14 protein-coding genes and 1 pseudogene are annotated in these 18,499 nt (G+C 43.9%); 8 read left to right on the forward strand and 7 right to left on the reverse strand.

The window, feature by feature from the left end; all coding sequences use genetic code 11:
• Nucleotides 1-990 (reverse strand): A/G-specific adenine glycosylase, encoded by a 990-nt coding sequence (gene mutY / locus H515_RS0105205; RefSeq protein ID WP_025876107.1) that lies wholly within the window; start codon nt 988-990, stop codon nt 1-3.
• Between the two features lie 315 nt (nt 991-1,305).
• On the opposite strand from mutY, the gene H515_RS0105210 reads away from it, so the two are divergent.
• From H515_RS0105210 to rodA, 7 genes are all read left to right on the forward strand, one after another.
• Nucleotides 1,306-1,668: a hypothetical protein gene (locus H515_RS0105210; protein ID WP_025876106.1), complete on the forward strand. Its 363-nt coding sequence runs from the start codon at nt 1,306-1,308 to the stop codon at nt 1,666-1,668.
• Nucleotides 1,669-1,887: 219 nt separating this feature from the next.
• A complete protein-coding gene (locus tag H515_RS0105215; RefSeq protein WP_025876104.1) occupies nt 1,888-2,481 on the forward strand; it encodes an IMP cyclohydrolase in 594 nt (197 codons plus the stop codon).
• A gap of 101 nt (nt 2,482-2,582) precedes the next feature.
• Nucleotides 2,583-3,605 carry a rod shape-determining protein gene (locus tag H515_RS0105220; RefSeq protein WP_025876102.1) on the forward strand — a complete coding sequence of 341 codons (1,023 nt, stop codon included), beginning with the start codon at nt 2,583-2,585 and terminating at the stop codon, nt 3,603-3,605.
• 81 nt (nt 3,606-3,686) lie between these two features.
• A complete protein-coding gene (mreC, locus tag H515_RS0105225; RefSeq protein WP_025876100.1) occupies nt 3,687-4,568 on the forward strand; it encodes a rod shape-determining protein MreC in 882 nt (293 codons plus the stop codon).
• 63 nt (nt 4,569-4,631) lie between these two features.
• Nucleotides 4,632-5,135, forward strand: coding sequence for a rod shape-determining protein MreD (gene mreD, locus H515_RS0105230; RefSeq protein ID WP_025876098.1), 504 nt, complete (start codon nt 4,632-4,634; stop codon nt 5,133-5,135).
• On the forward strand, nt 5,132-7,273 hold the full coding sequence (gene mrdA / locus H515_RS0105235; RefSeq protein ID WP_025876096.1) for a penicillin-binding protein 2: 2,142 nt from the start codon (nt 5,132-5,134) through the stop codon (nt 7,271-7,273). The genes mreD and mrdA overlap by 4 nt, the downstream gene beginning before the upstream one ends.
• 33 nt (nt 7,274-7,306) lie before the next feature.
• Complete coding sequence (gene rodA / locus H515_RS0105240) at nt 7,307-8,782, forward strand: rod shape-determining protein RodA (protein ID WP_025876094.1); 1,476 nt, start codon at nt 7,307-7,309, stop codon at nt 8,780-8,782.
• Nucleotides 8,783-8,855: 73 nt separating this feature from the next.
• On the opposite strand, the pseudogene H515_RS15030 reads toward rodA, so the two are convergent.
• The 6 genes and pseudogenes from H515_RS15030 to H515_RS0105265 form a co-directional block, all read right to left on the reverse strand.
• Nucleotides 8,856-8,978 (reverse strand): annotated as a pseudogene (locus H515_RS15030) (IS982 family transposase); the annotation flags it as partial.
• Between the two features lie 67 nt (nt 8,979-9,045).
• Nucleotides 9,046-13,644: a T9SS type A sorting domain-containing protein gene (locus H515_RS0105245; protein ID WP_028901674.1), complete on the reverse strand. Its 4,599-nt coding sequence runs from the start codon at nt 13,642-13,644 to the stop codon at nt 9,046-9,048.
• Nucleotides 13,645-13,699: 55 nt separating this feature from the next.
• On the reverse strand, nt 13,700-13,864 hold the full coding sequence (locus tag H515_RS14485; RefSeq protein WP_154653650.1) for a hypothetical protein: 165 nt from the start codon (nt 13,862-13,864) through the stop codon (nt 13,700-13,702).
• A 524-nt stretch (nt 13,865-14,388) separates the two neighbouring features.
• On the reverse strand, nt 14,389-14,577 hold the full coding sequence (locus H515_RS0105255; protein WP_025876092.1) for a hypothetical protein: 189 nt from the start codon (nt 14,575-14,577) through the stop codon (nt 14,389-14,391).
• 27 nt (nt 14,578-14,604) lie between these two features.
• Nucleotides 14,605-15,633 (reverse strand): hypothetical protein, encoded by a 1,029-nt coding sequence (locus H515_RS0105260; protein WP_154653651.1) that lies wholly within the window; start codon nt 15,631-15,633, stop codon nt 14,605-14,607.
• Between the two features lie 157 nt (nt 15,634-15,790).
• Complete coding sequence (locus tag H515_RS0105265; RefSeq protein ID WP_028901675.1) at nt 15,791-17,860, reverse strand: protein-disulfide reductase DsbD family protein; 2,070 nt, start codon at nt 17,858-17,860, stop codon at nt 15,791-15,793.
• Nucleotides 17,861-18,208: 348 nt separating this feature from the next.
• Between H515_RS0105265 and H515_RS0105270 the strand changes: the two genes are divergently transcribed.
• Nucleotides 18,209-18,499, forward strand: a 291-nt coding sequence (locus H515_RS0105270) for an ISAon1 family transposase N-terminal region protein (RefSeq protein ID WP_028901676.1), incomplete at its 3' end; no start/stop codon positions are given.

An 18,499-nucleotide genomic window follows, 5' to 3' on the forward strand; every position in this document is an offset into this window, starting at 1 on the left:
TTACTGTGACAGTGATTTGAGAAGATTTTCAATCAGTTTGGGCAGGGCATAGCCGTCGAGCTGATTCTCTTTTATCCAAATGAAGTCTCCCGGCAAGTTTTCTGGGCGGATTTCCGTGTTCCATAAGTAAAAGTCGGCGAAGATTATCTGATGGGTGAGTACGTGCTTGACTTTCGATTTCAGGAGCTTGGCTTCCGTGGGCAATGTGATATCTTTGGTGGTAGGAAATTCCCACAGCCCTTGCCAGATGTCTCGCTTTCCTCGTCTCCGGATGGCGATCTCATCTCCGTTCTTCGTGTAGATGTAAGTGAAATGGCGCTCCCTTAGTTTTATTTTCTTACTCTTCACAGGCAGCAATTCAGTTTTGTGAGTTCTGAAAGCCACGCATGTTTCGAGCAGTGGGCAGCTGTCGCATCGGGGAGCTGAGGGAGTGCATTGGATTGCTCCGAAATCCATGATCGCTTGGTTGAATGTCGCAGGTTGTCGCTTGTCTATAAGCTCTTGTGCCATGGTCTTGAACTCCTTTTTCCCCGTTGTCGAGTCTATCGGAGTTCCAATACCGAAGTATCTTGACAGTACGCGATAGACATTACCATCAACCACAGCAATTGGCTCGTTGAACGAAATGGAGGCAATGGCTGCGGCAGTATAATCGCCTACACCCTTCAACATCTTTATTTCATTGAAAGTCTTGGGAAATGAACCTCTTTCGACAATCTGTTTGGCTGCCGCATGGAGATTGCGGGCACGTGAGTAATAGCCCAGTCCCTGCCATTCGCGCAACACCTCGTCCTCGCTTGCATGGGCAAGGGCGGACACGTGAGGCCAACGGGCGATAAATCGTTCCCAATAGGCTTGGCCTTGAGCAACGCGTGTCTGTTGCAATATGACTTCGCTCAGCCAGATTGCGTAGGGATCTGTTGTCTCGCGCCACGGGAGATTGCGCCCATTTTCGGCGAACCAATGGAGGATTGTATGAGTGAAATTCATGTTGCAAAGATAGGGAAAAGACATAAATTGCAAAAAGTTAACAGAAAAAAAGTTGGATAGGTTCAGATAATTTTCTATTTTTGCCATGATAAGGGAGTGTTAATGAAAGGTGGGTTCTATAAATTACCACCGTAACAAGTCATAAATGGAATGTGGGTTACGTCTTGTTGGCTTTTCTTTTCTTTTCAGTTTGATGTGTGAGCGCATTCGGTCGCATAGGCCGCTGCACTCGTTCGTTTGTAGGCACATTGAATTTGAAAAGTAAACAAAATTTGACAAGGCTAATTTATAGAACCCGACTAATTTTTATTGGATATGCAATACTTAAAGAAAATATCCATGAGCTTTGTCATCTTGATGCCGGCACTCATGTTGGATTCTTGCTCCACAAAGCAAGCGGCAATCAACGACTTACAGAGGTTGTCTTATGATCTCAGAGATAACAGCCGCAACTATACGGTCAGGGAGTGGCGTGGAGCTGCCGACAGGTTTGTCAAGATACGCAAGCGGATTTCAAAACACGACTACACGGCTTCTGAACGGGAGGAGATAGGAAGATTAGAGGGGCAGTGTGCCAAGTATATGGTTCAGGGTGCGAAAGATGGGGCGCTCGATAATATATTAGTGTTCGGTAAGGAAATACAAGGAATACTCGACGGAATTGGCTATTCAAACTGATGTTTCATAGCTGTGTTGTCGTGCTTCTTTTCGTGAGCGAATAGATGGGATGTTTGCAAAGATAATCCTTATTCGCAAGTTCGCTCTTCAATAGGTGAATTATCAGCGAAATTGATATCAGACAATAATGAGGGCATATTTTAGTTTTTTTGAACTAAAAATATTGTTTAGTCGTTTGGTTTTTGTAACTTTGCACATCAAATCTAAATATCTCTTACAATGGCAAGTACAAAACAAATCAAGACTGCACTCATTTCTGTTTTCCACAAGGATGGGTTGGATGCCCTGTTGGAAAAGCTGAACAAAGAGGGCGTTAAGTTCCTTAGTACTGGAGGCACGCAACAGTTTATCGAGTCCTTGGGCTATGAATGTCAGAAAGTTGAGGATGTGACAACCTATCCCTCTATTTTGGGTGGTCGGGTAAAGACCTTACATCCGAAGATTTTCGGTGGAATTCTTGCGCGTCGCAATTTCGAGGGCGACCAGAAGCAGATGAGGGAGTATGATATTCCTGAGATTGACTTGGTTATTGTTGACCTTTATCCGTTTGAACAGACGGTTGCCAGTGGCGCCAGTGAGCAGGACATCATCGAAAAGATTGATATCGGTGGCATTTCCCTTATTCGTGCCGGTGCGAAGAATTTCAACGATGTTGTCATTGTACCAAGCAAAGCCGAGTATCCAGTACTGCTTCAGTTGTTGAACACTAAGGGTGCCATGACTGATTTTGAGGATCGCAAGATGTTTGCAGAGCGTGCCTTTGGGGTGAGCAGTCAGTATGACACAGCTATTCACAACTGGTTCGCAAGGTAAGAATTACTATTCCTTAGGGAATGGCATTGAGAGATAGTATTAATCATTTACCTGTTGATCGGGTTTAATTCGATTCGACACTTATTATCAAATTATAAAGAATGGGATTTTTTTCATTTATCCAGGAGATAGCAATGGACCTGGGAACAGCCAACACGATTATTATCAGTGATGACAAAATCGTTGTAGATGAACCTTCTGTGGTTGCGCTTGACCGTCGCACGGACAAGATGATTGCAGTGGGAGGTGATGCCAAGATGATGTACGAGAAGGAGCATCCTAATATCCGTACCATCAGACCGCTTCGTGATGGTGTGATAGCAGATTTTACGGCTTGCGAGCAGATGATGCGTGGACTCATCAAGATGGTGCACAGCGGAAATCGTCTGTTCACTCCTTCGTTGCGAATGGTAATCGGCGTACCTTCAGGTTCTACTGAAGTTGAGCTTCGCGCTGTTCGCGACTCTGCTGAACATGCCGACGGTAGGGATGTCTATTTGATTTTTGAGCCAATGGCAGCTGCGCTTGGCATGGGACTTGACGTTGAGGCGCCGGAGGGCAACATGATTGTCGATATTGGCGGTGGTAGTACTGAAATTGCTGTTATCTCATTGGGAGGAATTGTTTGCAATAACTCCATTCGAGTAGCCGGTGATGACCTGACTGCCGATATTCAGGAATATATGAGCCGTCAGCACAATGTAAAAGTCAGCGAAAGAATGGCCGAGCGAATCAAGGTACACGTGGGATCGGCATTGACTGATTTAGGCGAGGAGGCTCCAGAGGATTACGTCGTTCATGGGCCGAACAGAATTACTGCACTTCCAATGGAAGTTCCAGTATGTTATCAGGAAATTGCCCATTGCTTGGACAAGACGGTAGCTAAGATTGAGAACGCTGTCCTGTCGGCATTGGAGAGCACACCACCTGAGTTGTATGCTGATATTGTTCAAAACGGAATCTATCTCAGTGGTGGTGGCGCCTTGCTGCGTGGTATCGACAAACGACTGACCGACAAGATAAATATTCCGTTCCATATTGCCGAAGATCCGTTGCACAGTGTTGCCAAGGGTGCAGGCATTGCATTGAACAACGTTGATCGTTTTTCATTCTTAATGAGATAAACAAGGGATAATTCGCATTGACGATTGGGGTGTCTGTCGTCATTTCAATAGTCGGTGCTTGGTTATCCACTAAGTATTGGCATGCACAATCTGGCGGAGTTTCTTTCAAAGTACAAGCACTGGTTCCTTTTCGTTCTATTAGAAGTAGCCAGTCTCGTATTGTTGTTCCGTTTTAACAACTATCAAGGGAGCGTGTGGTTCACATCTGCTAACATTGTGGCTGGCAAGGCCTATGATATTAGCTCAAAAGTGGGCTCATTCCTGACGATGGGCAAAACGAACGAGGAACTGACTCTGAGAAATGTTGAACTCGAACAGCAGATTAATGAATTGTCGAAGAAACTCTATGAGCATACGCGAGACCCTAAGTATTTGAAAAAAGGGCAGTATCGATTCTTGTCTCCTTTCAAGTTGATTCAGGCTAAAGTGGTGTCTAACTCTTTGAACAAGTCAGAGAATTTCATCACAATTAACAAGGGAAGCTGGGACGGGGTTCGCCGAGACATGGGTGTGGTTTGCGGAAACGGAGTTGTCGGCACGGTGTATCTAGTCGGTATCCATTATTCGGTTGTAATTCCAGTGTTGAATGCCAAATCCAACATCAGTTGTGCCATACTGGGCCGCAGTTATTTCGGTTATCTGCATTGGACTGGGGGTGCAACCGACATGGCTTATTTGGATGATGTGCCACGCCATGCACGCTTCAAATTAGGCGATAGGGTTGTGACCAGTGGGTATTCTTCCATCTTCCCTGAGGGCGTTTTGGTGGGAAAAGTGCGACATGTTTATAATTCGGATGACGGACTTTCCTACCGTTTGGCAATACAACTTTCAACTGATTTCGGCAATCTTCGCGACGTGTGTGTTATTGATGATGCCTCTATTCGTCAACAACGGGAGATGATGGTAGCTGCTCAGGATTCTTTAAAGAAGATGGGTGATGGCATCAGCCAGTCAGATTAATTCTGGGAAAGATTTTCGAGGCTCACTAACGGGCCGATGGTGAATGTGCATTTGAAGTAAGAGATGACTATAGAATTTCTAAAGAACTCAGTGTGGTTCATAGTATTGGTATTGGCTCAAGTGTTTGTGCTTAATCACATACATTTGTTTGGTGTCGCCACACCATTGCTTTATATCTATTTTGTCTTGCTTTACAGGCGTAATTATCCACAATGGGCCATGATGCTGTGTGGTTTTTTCATGGGATTTTTCATTGATACTTTCTCTAATACTCCTGGTGTGGCAGCTGGCTCTATGACATTGATAGCCGCCTTGCAGCCCTTTGTATTTCGACCGTTTATTCCTCGTGACAGTGCTGAAGACCTTCGCCCAAGTATTAGCTCGTTAGGTTACATGCAATATTTCTGGTATGCCACCATTCTTACCCTGGTTTACAATGTTTCTTTTTATACTTTGGAGATGTTCAGCTTCTTCAATGTTCTGGAATGGCTTGCTTGTGTTTTTGGAAGTACGTTGTTGACTTTATTCCTTATTTTAGTTGTAGAACATGTAAGGAACCGCTCATGAAGAACTTTGATTTGGAAAAACGTCGAATGGTGCTCAGCGGTGTTGCAATAGCGATTATCGTTATTTACGTAATTCGTTTGTTTGCATTGCAGATTGCGAGCGATGACTATAGAAAGAGGGCCGATTCCAATGCTTTTCTCAAGAAGATTGAATTTCCCTCGCGAGGAATAATCACCGACAGAAAAGGAAAATTACTCGTCTATAACCAGCCGGCTTATGACATCATGGTAGTCATGAATGAGGAAAAGGACCGACTTGACACAATGGATTTCTGTAGGGCTTTGAATATCACCAAACAGTTCTTCATTCAGCGGATGAATGAAATTAAGGACCCCAATAAGAATCCTGGTTATTCAAGGTTTACCCAACAACTCTTCATGAGCCAGTTGAGTGATAAAGAATTCAGTGCGTTCCAAGAAAAACTCTATCGTTTTCCGGGATTTTACATTCAGAAACGTAGCATACGACAATATCATCGACCTATAGCCGGACACGTTTTGGGCGATGTGGCCGAAGTAAGCCAGAGTGATGTTGAGGAAGACGACTACTATCAGCCAGGCGATTACATTGGAAAGATGGGAATTGAGCGTGAGTATGAAAAGTCATTACGTGGACAAAAAGGAGTGCAGATTCTTCTTCGCGATGCTCATGGCCGAATAAAAGGTCGTTATCAGGAAGGTAAATATGACCAAAAGCCTCGTCCTGGACGTGATATTCAGTTAGGACTCGATGCCGACTTACAAGTGCTTGGTGAGCGTTTAATGGAAGGGAAGTTGGGGGCGGTAGTGGCAATTGAGCCGAAAACAGGCCAAATATTGGCAATGGTGTCATCGCCCACTTTCGATCCGCGAGAGATGATTGGCAAACTGCGCGGTAAGAATCAGCAGAAGCTTACTCTTGATCCAGCGAAGCCTCTACTGAATAGGGCAATCATGGGGCAATATCCTCCTGGTTCGACATTCAAGACAAGCCAAGCCGTGACCTTTTTTACAGAAGGAATCGTCAATGACTCAACAAAATATCCTTGTCCGCACGGCTTTTCTTTCAGAGGACTTCATGTAGGCTGTCATGGACATGCCTCTCCCATCTCCATTGTTCCAGCCCTGAGCACCTCTTGCAATGCCTATTTCTGCTGGGGGCTCTACCACATGTTGTCGAACAGGCAGAAATACAGGACTCTTGAAGTTGCTATGGATACATGGCGCGACTACATGGTGTCAATGGGCTTTGGCTATAAGCTGGGCATTGACTTGCCAGGGGAGAAGCGTGGAATGATTCCCAATGCACATTTCTACGACAATGCCTTCGGCAAATGGAATCCATTGACCGTTATTTCTATTTCCATTGGTCAGGGAGAGGTTAATCTTACCCCGCTGCAGATAGCTAATCTTGGAGCAACAATAGCCAACCGCGGATATTACATTACGCCTCATGTCGTCAGGAAAATCCAAGGAATGAACCTTGACAAGAAATTCATGGAGAAACACCGAACGAAAGGTAGCCTTCGCTCATATCAGGAGGTCATTGCCGGTATGGCATCATCTGTCAGAGGAGGAACATGCGCCCACGCCGTGCATCCAGGTTATACGCTTGCCGGCAAGACAGGAACGGCCCAGAACCGTGGAAAAGACCACTCGGTGTTCATGGGCTTCGCACCAATAGATACTCCGAAAATTGCTATTGCTGTCTATGTTGAGAACGGAGGTTTTGGAGCTGTCTTTGGTGTGCCAATTGGTTCGTTGATGATTGAACAATACATTAATGGCAAACTGACGGAAAGCGACGCACGCAAAGCCAATGAGATACAGAAGCGTCACATCAGCTATCCATTCAAACGCTCTTTGAGTATTGCCGATTCGCTACGTCTGGATTCAATCAAGCGCGTCAATCATATCAAAGACTCATTGAAGCTTGAGGCTCATAAACAACGGCAGACCCGTGCGCAGGAGCAAAAGGAACGAGAAGCGAAGAGAGAGGCTGAGAAAAAAGAGAAGGAAAAACAGCCACTCAACGATCCAATAATCCGCATGGATGACGAGGTTAAACTGAAAACGGACGAAAAAGAACGGAACAAGAGTAAAGACAAGACCGACGGCGGTAAGAAGAAAGAACGTTCGTCCATTCCAAACAAAAACTAACGAAACATTTACATTAAATAAAGTGCAAAGATAGTGGCAAACAATTACCATGCAAACAAACAACCAGGTGTCATCCGTTCATTAGACTGGTGGACGGTAGGCATTTATCTTTCCCTTCTTGTTTTCGGATGGGTGAGTGTTTGCGGGGCGAGTTACACCTATGGTGATACAGACATCTTTTCTCTGGGCACACGTTCCGGCATGCAGGTCATTTGGATTGGCACATCCATCTGTTTGGGCTTCGTGCTTCTGATGATGGACGACCGTCTCTATGATACTTTTGCCTACGTCATCTATGGATTGTTAGTACTGCTGCTCTTTGCAACGATTTTCAATCCTCACTCCATAAAAGGCTCACGATCGTGGATTGTTTTAGGACCCTTGAGGCTTCAACCAGCTGAGTTCGCCAAATTTGCCACGGCATTGGCCATTTCCAAGTTCATGTCATCATACGGATTTACAATTCATAATTGGAAGCATTTTGCCACGGCCTGTGGAATCATCCTTTTGCCGATGATTTGTATCGTCGGACAGAGTGAGACGGGTTCGGCTTTGGTTTATCTCTCGTTCTTCCTCATGTTTTACCGCGAGGGAATGCCCGGCTCAATTCTCTTTACAGGGATAGCCATGATTGTTTATTTTGTAGTTGGAGTAAAGTATGAAGGGTTGATGTTGTGGAATACTCCGACGTCAGTGGGCAAATTTTTTGTCTTGTTACTGGTTCAGCTGTTCAGCATTGGTATGGTGTGGATATATACACAGAACAAGGACAAAGCCCCGAAAATGTTGGCCTTTGTTTTGGTTGTCACCCTTTCGGCATTGCTTTTCTCTGAATTTGTCATTCCCTTCGATGTCGTGTGGGTACAGCTTGTCTTGTCAGCGGGTATCATCGGCTACCTTGTTTATAATTCCCTGACGTCATTTTTTAGCAACTATCTTTTTATAGCGCTCTTCACCATTGGTTCGATAGCTTTCTTCTATTCAGCCGATTATGTGTTGAACGATGTTATGCAGCCCCACCAGCGAGTGCGTATCAATGTACTATTAGGACTTGAGGAGGACTTGGCGGGTGCGGGATATAACGTCCATCAGAGCGAGATAGCCATAGGCTCTGGCGGTTTGCGAGGCAAGGGGTTCTTGAATGGAACGCAGACAAAGCTCAATTTCGTACCAGAGCAAGACACCGACTTTATTTTCTGTACAGTGGGCGAGGAGGAAGGCTTCCTTGGCTCGGCTGCAGTGCTCTTCCTTTTCTTGGCTTTGATATTGCGGTTGATGTACGTTGCTGAGCGGCAGCCGTTCAAGTTTGGGCGAGTTTATGGGTATTGCGTGGCTGGAATTTTCCTTTTCCATGTCTTTATCAATGTGGGGATGGTTCTTGGATTGACACCTGTCATCGGAATCCCACTCCCGTTCTTCAGTTATGGAGGTTCTTCTTTGTGGGGATTCACCTTGCTTCTGTTCATCTTTTTGCGAATTGATGCTGGAAGAAACCTTATTCGTCAGTGATTACTCAGATTGTAACAACGGCAAGGGGCTGCTTTCATCATGAAAGCAGCCCCTTGCCGTATGTGTGCGGGATACTGTCGACAAATGTTATTCCCGTACATTTGCCAAAGGCATAAAGCTTCATAAACATCATTATCCTGAAGAAAACATGTGGCATGAGTTCCACGAAACGATTGTTGGATACAGTACCACAAAAAAGCAAAACAAAGGGTGACAAGCACTAAGCTGTCACCCTTCGCTTTACATTGCTATTATTGAGGTCATCATTGATGAATGACCATCTTCTGATTCACGGTCTTACCGTCTATCTGCATTGAGACGATATACACACCACTTGGCAATTGTGACTTGAGGCGCATCAGGTCCTCAGGCTGACGAACATTTGCTACCCGTTCACCCGATACGGTGTACACAACAGCGGGAACATTCCAAGTTGCCGTCGTTACCCCTTGGATGTCGGTAGGCAAATTGTCGAAAGAGGTTGCCGTAGTGTTTACCAGCATAAAGCGATTGCTATCCACACCCGTATGACGCATTGTGTAAGTGTAAGATGTTACATCGTCACTCAAGTCAACCAACTGACGTGCGGAATTGTCAACCAACTTCAGATGCTCGTATTGTGGTAGATTCTTCTTGCGGATGGTCAACGTGTACAACTCGCTGTCGCTACCCTCTACAGTAATTTGCTGCTGCGTGAGGTCGGCAGTTGCGTTCACCTGCATCTGTCCATCAACGGTTTGTACATACAGACTGGCAGGTGCATTTGTCAACAGTTTGCGACCATCCCAACCACGGTCGTAGCGGTCGGTGGTGCCTTCTGCCTCGATGAGCCAAAGTACATCGCTGCTCTTGCTGCTTTCCAAAATCAACTGTACGGCTCCAGGCTCTGTCGTTATGACCTCAAAAGGTTTTGCCATGGCTGCCCGTTCGTTCTTTACCACACTTTGGTAAGGAATAGTAACTGTTGCAGGAACATCACTCACCTTGGTCTCTGCGTCGGTGAACTTCAGCAAGAAGCCCTGCATGGAAGGTATCGACTTGTAACCAATGGTTGCTGCTGTGTTCTTTGGAACAGCCAGGTAGCCACCTGCTGCCACATTCAAATCTTGCGTTCCATTCGTCGACTTGTTTTCATACCAATTGTTGAAACTACCCGTATGGTACACATACACCGTAGGATCAACCTCTTCAGGGAAGGAAAGTTGGGCAATATCGATGGCAGCCGTGTAAGAGTTGGCAAAGATGTTTTGTCCCAATCCCCAGTGCTTCTCGCCCACGTTGGTTGAGGTAGATTTAGTCACCTCAGCAGCCTGGCGTGTCAACGTTAAGTTATGGTCACACAGGTTCAACTTACCTGTTAGGGCATATACCTTCGGTGCGTCCTGTGTCAACTGATAGCCCACGAATGGAGACATCGTATTGTCCTTAGTCATCCAGCTCCACTTTTGGTAATACTGCTTCGGGCTGTTCTTCGCCTCGGAATAGTATTGCAGGTAAGAACCTTTGAATACAGGGCTTGGTACCATTTCCTTCACAGGAATACCAATCTGTTGCCATGTGTAAGGCTCTGCTATTAACGTGCGGCCGTAGGTTGGCGAGCCCTGAAGATTGTCCTTAGTCCTTATCTTGTCGGTGCCAATCTTCTGTCCACGTCCATAGAGTTCTACCGTTGCATATACCTCAGATTTGCATGGGTCGGCAAACGAAACAGCAAACGAGCCGCCAGCATCTGTTCCTTTCTCATCGGTCTTGATCACCAACTTCTTGGCATCGCCTGGCTGATTGTAACCTACTAACGCAGTAGAAACCACCACACTACTTTTCTTCGATACCACAAGTGCCTTTTCCGACTGGTTTTCCAGTGTTCCGATGGTCAGCACCTTGCCCTCTGGCAATACGCAGTCGTTCTTGGCAGCGCCTTTCTGTGCAGGATTCTTGGGATTGGCATTGTTTGCCTCAGTGGCAAATACCACGTCCTCACCATCTCCTGGTACTTTGACCGTCCAGTTGTTTTGATTCTCAAACTTGGTGTCCTCATTACCTACCCATAGGTTTTTCTCCATCGGTCCCGTGCAGTCGCCTACAGTGATGATTACCTTACGTTCGCCACCAGAGCTGCCAGCACAGGTAGGTATCGATTGTGCGAACTTGGTACCTACAGTGAACTCATACTTTCCAGCTTTGGGGAAAGTGGCATCGATGGCATTACCTGTGCCCACCTGTACCGTTTCTTGCGTTTCAAGGTCTTTGCGAGTCCATGTCACATCATACATATATGTAGAAACGGGTAACTCCAAATGGTTGGGAGCAAGTCCCTGACCATAGCATTTCTCTGCCCACTCTGCTTCTACTTCAGGAATTCCTACAGGAGAGATATAAACGTTTGACACCTGTGCAGGGCAACCATTACCATAACTATATTGTGCAATTACTTGATACCAACCCTCTGCAAGTCCACTGAACACATGAAGTGAAGCGTTTTCGCCACTGTTATTGGTGATATCCACAGGCTCACGAGCATCTTCACCTGGAGTTACCACACCATTCTGCTCTGTAGCTTTTTTAATTTCGTAGTGCAAAGGATAAGTAGCTTCATATCCTTTCTTGATGCCCACACTGATAAGACCAGAGTTTGGATTTTTAAGATCACACATCGCACCTTGCACCTCGAAAGCACCGTCACCCTTGGAAGGATTGAAACGGAAAGCAAATGTCTTGTTAGCAAAGTTGTTCACACCAATAGCTGCACCATAATGTTTAGGAACATACGCTTGCTCGATAGGAGAATACACATGATCGTCTGTCTGCGCATTGATACCAATGGCAAATTGCCAATTAGGAAGATAAGGACTTACTTTAATCGGTGTGTCTTCCTCAAAATCTCCAGGTGAATTATATGAAGAGCCCGGACTATTCGATTTATAATAAACTTGTGACAGGTGATTACATTTTCCTAACCCAAAGTCGAAGCCAACCGTATTGTCTCCACAACCCGCCTGAACCTTTACACCGTTCTTATAACCGCTGTCGTTGCGAGGCTGATATTTAATAACGTCGCTTTCGCCAATGGTCAAACTCATCGGTGAGGACATTTCGCCGCATCGACTGATACGTATCACATACTCACCAACGGGCAAATCGTAAATTTGGAGATAGCCATTGCGAGGCGTGGTCTTAAAATCAATAGGGAAAGACAAGGTATGCTCATATTCAACATTGCTCAAGAACGGTGTTGTCTTGAACGTGGTTGATGTAGCACCGTCCTTTCGCTCTATATGCACTCCATATTGCATGGATTTCTTTGACACTTCTATCCATGTGCCTGCGGTGTTGCCATGAATACCATAATTGCACGAAGGCCATAAAGTTGAACCACTTTTGATGTCTAAGTTTTTAGGCAGTGTCACTTCTACTTCCTTGGTCACGTTTACCACGTCGCAACCGTCATCATAAACAAAGCGGTAGGTTCCGGGGCCATAATCAGTAACGTCTACGGTTCTTTCATCTTTTTCAAACAATGTTCCTCCACCCATCGGCACTTCAACAGGCAGCTCGTCCCAGTTGCCCGTCTCTGTATTCTTTTTCTGAAGTTTTGCTTTGGTTCCTTCAGGAAAGTAGTAATGGGTGCCACTCACCGTGGTAGAATATTTAATTTTAAATTCTTTACTGAGAACGTTACAGTTCTCATCCGTATTGTAGTTGGAGATAGGAGTCAGTTTAAACGGTGCACTGAAATTTTCATCGTTTCCGCCATCACTACCAAGGTTCATATCCTTTGCATACAAGGTTTTTCCATTTGTCATTTCACCCGTACACAAAGGCTTGTATTGCTTGACAAGCCATTTATCTTGCGGTCGGTTTCCCTTTGGGGTTGCCTTGAACACCAAGGTAATGGAAGAATTGTCTGACGTACTTTTCGCCTCGTCATACTCAAGATTCAAGACATCTTTGATCTGATACCACGCATCCACTCTAACGCCACCGTTTTTCAACATTTCGGCTTGCTCTTCCCTGGCTTCCTTCGTGCTGCCATAGACCTCAACAGCTACATAGTCTTGGTATTGACAGTTACCAAGATACATTCTGGAATATTTTTTCCACCATAATTTAGGTGCAGGGGCCTGTCCCATGGTAATACCTTCAACACTTACCGATGTTTGAGTAGTGGGGCATACACCATTTTGCGTGTCTGACACTGTTACCTTTACCTTATCACCTTGAGAGAGTTTTGTAACTTTCCAAGTACGGGCGGCAATAGCATCGCTACCCGAAGTCTGGGTTGTCACCGTACCATTTGTACTTGTGATTTCAGCCGTATAATGGAAAGGGCCTAAACCATTTTTCACCGTTACCTCAACACTACCGTTGTTGCTGCCATTGATAGAGCAATAGGAATCCGATTGGGTATAGGTCATGGTTGGCGAAACATACGTTTCGTTGATTTTCTTCACCTCAACCTGCCCAGCATACTCTTGTTTATTACCGCTGGTAGTTTGGAAGTACACGTCGTATGTGCCCTCTGAAAGGTTAAACCATGTTTTAGTCCACGTGTTAGGATCGGTTGTCGACTGCGTCAAATTGGCATCATCTCCCTGCGGCACACCATTAACCGTGATAACATCATTTTTATTACCTGGCTTACGAAGTTGTGCTGATCCATTAGGCTTCTCGCTGTTGGTGCCTGTCACACTTAGCGTAACCGAACCTCCAGTGGCTCCACAACCAATGTCTATCTTTGACACTTTGTAGGGATAGGTCTGGGCAAAAGCCGCCACACCAAAGGTGAGCATCATGACGAGCATGAGCAAACTGCGTTGCCACAATTGAATTTTATATGACCTCGTATTCGTAAAATTTTTCATTGCATTTTCTTTAAATCTTTTTACTGTTTCAAAACATACATACAGCATTGGAGACCTATTCGTCCAATCCTGCATTCCTTTCGAAGACTTCCTCTTCAAAAGGCCCTTCCTTTGCACCAATGGGTTGCATACCCCCATTGTCTTCACCGCTCACACCCGCATTGGGACCAATTTGCATGGGAAGCAATAAAATACTGGGACTTACATAACTTTTCTTCATATTTTCAATTATTAGCTTTTATTCGTTACACAAGGCATGTATGTCTTTTCAGACAGTAGCTTACCATTTCTGGTATCATTAAAAACAAATCTTATTGTCAAAGTGTTAACGACCGATACACATAGAAAACTTGTCTATTTAGAAAGCAGCACATGTCTTACGAGCATAAATTAGGTGCAAAGTTATGAAGTTTTGTTAATTTTACCCCCCCCATAACGTTAATTATGTTTAATGCTTGAAAGTTTAACAGGTTTGTAACCTATCACTGTATTCAAGAAGATTTCTAAAAATTTGTTTTTGAATGGTCATGAACAACGATAGTCCATTCAAATTTTGTGGTTAACGAAGCTTTCACCCAACGCCAACTGAATTGTGACAGAAAACATACATGATATATCTTTGAAAAAAGAGGATTAGGTAGGGAATTTTAGCTAATTTTCCATGAAATAATGATCAGTTATTACACTTCATACAACGAGGCTCTGCTGTTTTATGGCAGTTCCTCGTTATATGAGATGTTGTAATCATTGATAGAGATTGTAATTGTAATCAGATGATCTATCTTCGCATTCATCAAAGTCTATAAACTTCGAAAGGGCATTAGCTCCATCTTCTTCGCCAGATTGATTGGAAAGCTCGGTGTCCGCCAGCAAACCTTCGGACTGAATACCAATTTTGAATATTAATGGTTGAATATAGCGTTTTCGTGACATCGCTTAAGATTTTGTTTTTTGAATAAATTACCGTCTGATTATTTTCTTATTGTTGATGATGACAATTCCTTTGGCATGCCTGCCAATAGGTTTCCCTGTCAGGTCATAAGCCGTTGCATCATCGTCGGTATGGTTATATTCTGCATGCTTGATGTCAGAGGTTGCGCCATCAACTGCGACAAACTCCTTTGAAGTAGAGATTTCATTGCCGTCAAGGACAAGATAGCCTCTGTTCTTTGCAATTTTCGAGTTTTTTCGGACTCTTATGAATCCTACACTGGATTTTTTATAAGTGAGGATATATTGAGTTCCGTTACCCATCACATCACAATTAGAAGTCGGCAAAAGCAAATTTCTTTCAATGGCCTTTGGCTTTCCAATAGCAACTGGTATTTTATATTCACCCGGCGCACCCTTAATGAGCACGGCGGTGTTGGCTTGTATGATACCGAGGTCGAGCACTTGTATTTTGGCTTTGTTCTGATTAAACTCAGTAACAGCATAGGTTTCGAGACCTTGAATTGATGAGAAATCTAATGGATATGCTGAAGATAATGTCGAATATCCCACATTGGAGATATTGAGTGTGACTGTTGACGGCAAAGTTGGAGCTGTTGATGGGTCGTAAGTGATAGTAATTTTATTGATTAATCCTCCTTTGTCAACGAATGCGTAAAAATCTTCAGTTGGATCTCCATTCCAAAGATATGGGGTTTGAGGAGAGCCAGACTTCTTCCATTTTCCTTTCGATGAATTAGATTCAGAAAAAAAGGGAAGCTTTTTGACGTCATCTTTCCCAAAATCTATAGACGTTATTTTACCAACAGTGGAAGATATATGAAAATTCCTTGTGATATGGAAATTATAGGATTCGTAGTCCTTGCAGCTAAAATCCGCATCTGTAGCCATAATAGTAATTCCTCCTTTAGTAATAACACTGTCGGCGGTAGTCGATTTGTCTATTGTAGCGTTGAACGTTATTTTGTCTGCAGCGGCATGACCGCAGTTCAGGCTCAACATCACGACAAAAAATGTAAATCGTAAAATGCTTTTCATTATTATATTATTAAGGTTCTTATCCTTTTTGTGTGTTGCTCATGTGTTTTTTCAGTACAAAAGTACTACTAATATAAAAGAACAACAAACTTTATCATCAGAAATAAAGTTTGCTGTCCAAAATATCTACAGATTATTATGCCTTAAGGGGGGTAATTTACCTGTTTTTGTAATTATCTATACCCTTGTTAAGGAAGTCGAGATAAGCCGGAATATCTTCTTTATGTGCAAAACTTCCACTAAGCGGATTGCCTTGATTGTCTATTGTCACATAGAAAGGTTGAGCAAGATAGCCGAACTTTGTTTCCTGGAGATAACTCCATTTGTCACCAATTGTACGCAAAGTGCGACTCGTTCCATCAGGTCTTTGAACCTTGATTGGCTCTTTCAAAGGAGTTTTATCGTCCACGTACAAGGAGATAAGCACATAATCATCGTTCAACTTTTTCGCAACTTCAGGATCTGTCCAAACAGAACCTTCCATCTTTCGGCAGTTCACGCAGCCAAATCCAGTGAAATCAAGCAGAACAGGTTTGCCAGCTTGGGCAGCTGCACGCATACCCTCTTCATAATTTGTGAATTTTGCATGAACTTTTTGTGGCTGAAGATTGAAATCCTGCGTATTCATTGGTGGTGCAAATGCACTGATAGCCTTTAGTGGCGCCCCCCAAAGCCCAGGAATCATATACACTGTAAAGGCTAATGAAATCATTCCAAGCATGATAGACGGGACGGGCATAACCTTTTGGTCGGGATCATCGTGTGGAAACTTCAACTTTCCGATAAGATATAGGCCCAATAGTCCAAAAATAACAATCCATAAAGCGAGGAATGTTTCCCTGTCAAGTAATCTCCACCCATAAGCCAGGTCAGCAACAGAGAAGAATTTCAGAGCAAATGCCAATTCTATGAAGCCAAGAACAACCTTTACAATATTCATCCATGAACCCGATTTCGGTGCTTGTTTGAGCCATGTCGGGAACAAAGCAAAGAGCGTGAACGGCAGAGCCAGTGCCAATGCAAAGCCGAACATACCAACAGCCGGTGCTACCCAGTCGCCACTTGTTGCCGCTTGAACCAAAAGGAGTCCTACTACAGGTGCCGTACAAGAAAAGCTTACCAATGACAAGGTAAATGCCATCAAGAAAATAGAAAGCAATCCAGTAGTTGAAGACGCTTTATTGTCCACTGCATTACCCCAGGATGAAGGCAAAGTCAGCTCAAACCACCCGAAGAAGCTCAATGCAAAAACAAGAAGCAATAAGAAAAAGAAAATATTGAATGGAGCATTTGTAGCCAACTCATTTAACTTCTGAGGTCCAAACAATGCTGTAATGATGGCAGCCAGTGCCATATAAATTATAATGATTGAGATTCCGTAGGTGACGGCATCGCGAATACCCTTCTTTTTATCGTCTTTTGCACGCTTAAGAAAGAAACTTACCGTCATAGGAATAATCGGCCACACACAAGGAGTCACCAATGCGACAAGCCCACCAATGATACCCATTAGGAAAATGTACCATAAAGAATTATTCTTGGTGTCTTGTCCTGAATTGAAAGCCTGCAGCTCCTTAACAACGGGACGCCAAAGGTCAGAAGGTGAAGCCGTCTCGACATTGGCTGCTGCCCCAATACTGTCTGCCGAGATGGTTGAATCGCCTACATTCGTTGCTGAGGTGTCAGATGTGGCAGCGGAAAGTGCTGCGAGGGAGGCTAATTGGTCTGCTTCAGTTTTTTTTTCTTCCTCTGGTGTTTCAACAGTCTTGGGGGCATCGGCAGGACCATTCCCCTTGAATCTGAACTCTACATCGGTAGGTGGGAGACACATCTCGTCATTGCAAGCGCCATATTCCAGATAGCCTTTGATGTTATAGGTTTTCCCTGTTATCTTATAACGCTGTACAAAGCTGACATTATTCTCAAAATAGCGGAGTTTTATTCCAAAAACCTTATCAAAAACATTCAGTTCCTTTCCCCGCGCCAATAATTTGCCCACGGCTTGAGCTCCTTCAGCTTTTTCTGTGGTAATGGTTGCTGATATAGGGCCATCAGCTGGCAGTCCAGTTGAATAGACATGCCAACCTGAATTTATCTTACCAGTGAAGATAACATCAACTTCGGTGGGTGATATTTGTTTTTGCTGAACACTGAAATGCACGGGGTTTTGAGCCAATGCTGTTAGGTTGAATAAAACAACAAGGACAAATAATAATTTATATCTCATCGCTTTCATAAATTTTGCTTTTCTTTTTTTAGATCGTATGGCCTCCACTGTTGATGGAATTTATTTCAACCTTGCAAAGGTAATATTTTTTTTTAAAAAAGAATATTACATCTTAATTTACTTTAGACTTTTTGAATTTTCTTGAGTTTTATCACTACGACAGATAATAAAAAAGAGACAGATGTACATCGGTTTCTTCGTTCATGATACATCAGGGAGTTCATGATTAATGACTGAAGGGTAAAAAAAACTCGCTGCTGCTTGTGTAATTCGAAATAATTTCGGCTCAGTAGAAAATCAATGGGGGAATAATTTGTTATTTATCTTAATAATTCCGACCTTCGCATTATGGAAGAAAAAATGTTACGCACCTTGGCAACTCTTGTTTTGCCTTCTCAAATATTAGATTATTTTACTATCGTTTCTGTCTGCGAGGTTGGACCTGAGTTTCATATTAGTCTTGACGAACGTATGGACAAGACTTTGTCAGGTAATGCCACCTTCGAGTCCAAGGGGTTCATGGAAGCAGTTAATATAACCGACTTCCCTATTCGAGGCCATAAGGTGATCTTGAAAATTCGTCGCAGACGATGGACGGATTTGCGCACGGGCAAGAGTTTTACCCTTCCCATTGCTTTA

Source organism: Prevotella corporis DSM 18810 = JCM 8529 (genome assembly GCF_000430525.1).
Lineage (GTDB): Bacteria > Bacteroidota > Bacteroidia > Bacteroidales > Bacteroidaceae > Prevotella > Prevotella corporis.

Bases quoted from the DNA above. Each gene is read 5' to 3' on its own strand.
- mutY (WP_025876107.1), bottom strand. From the start codon at position 990: ATGAATTTCACTCATACAATCCTCCATTGGTTCGCCGAAAATGGGCGC.
- H515_RS0105210 (WP_025876106.1), top strand. From the start codon at position 1,306: ATGCAATACTTAAAGAAAATATCCATGAGCTTTGTCATCTTGATGCCG.
- H515_RS0105215 (WP_025876104.1), top strand. From the start codon at position 1,888: ATGGCAAGTACAAAACAAATCAAGACTGCACTCATTTCTGTTTTCCAC.
- H515_RS0105220 (WP_025876102.1), top strand. From the start codon at position 2,583: ATGGGATTTTTTTCATTTATCCAGGAGATAGCAATGGACCTGGGAACA.
- mreC (WP_025876100.1), top strand. From the start codon at position 3,687: ATGCACAATCTGGCGGAGTTTCTTTCAAAGTACAAGCACTGGTTCCTT.
- mreD (WP_025876098.1), top strand. From the start codon at position 4,632: ATGACTATAGAATTTCTAAAGAACTCAGTGTGGTTCATAGTATTGGTA.
- mrdA (WP_025876096.1), top strand. From the start codon at position 5,132: ATGAAGAACTTTGATTTGGAAAAACGTCGAATGGTGCTCAGCGGTGTT.
- H515_RS0105245 (WP_028901674.1), bottom strand. From the start codon at position 13,644: ATGAAAAATTTTACGAATACGAGGTCATATAAAATTCAATTGTGGCAA.
- H515_RS14485 (WP_154653650.1), bottom strand. From the start codon at position 13,864: ATGAAGAAAAGTTATGTAAGTCCCAGTATTTTATTGCTTCCCATGCAA.
- H515_RS0105255 (WP_025876092.1), bottom strand. From the start codon at position 14,577: ATGTCACGAAAACGCTATATTCAACCATTAATATTCAAAATTGGTATT.
- H515_RS0105260 (WP_154653651.1), bottom strand. From the start codon at position 15,633: ATGAAAAGCATTTTACGATTTACATTTTTTGTCGTGATGTTGAGCCTG.
- H515_RS0105265 (WP_028901675.1), bottom strand. From the start codon at position 17,860: ATGAGATATAAATTATTATTTGTCCTTGTTGTTTTATTCAACCTAACA.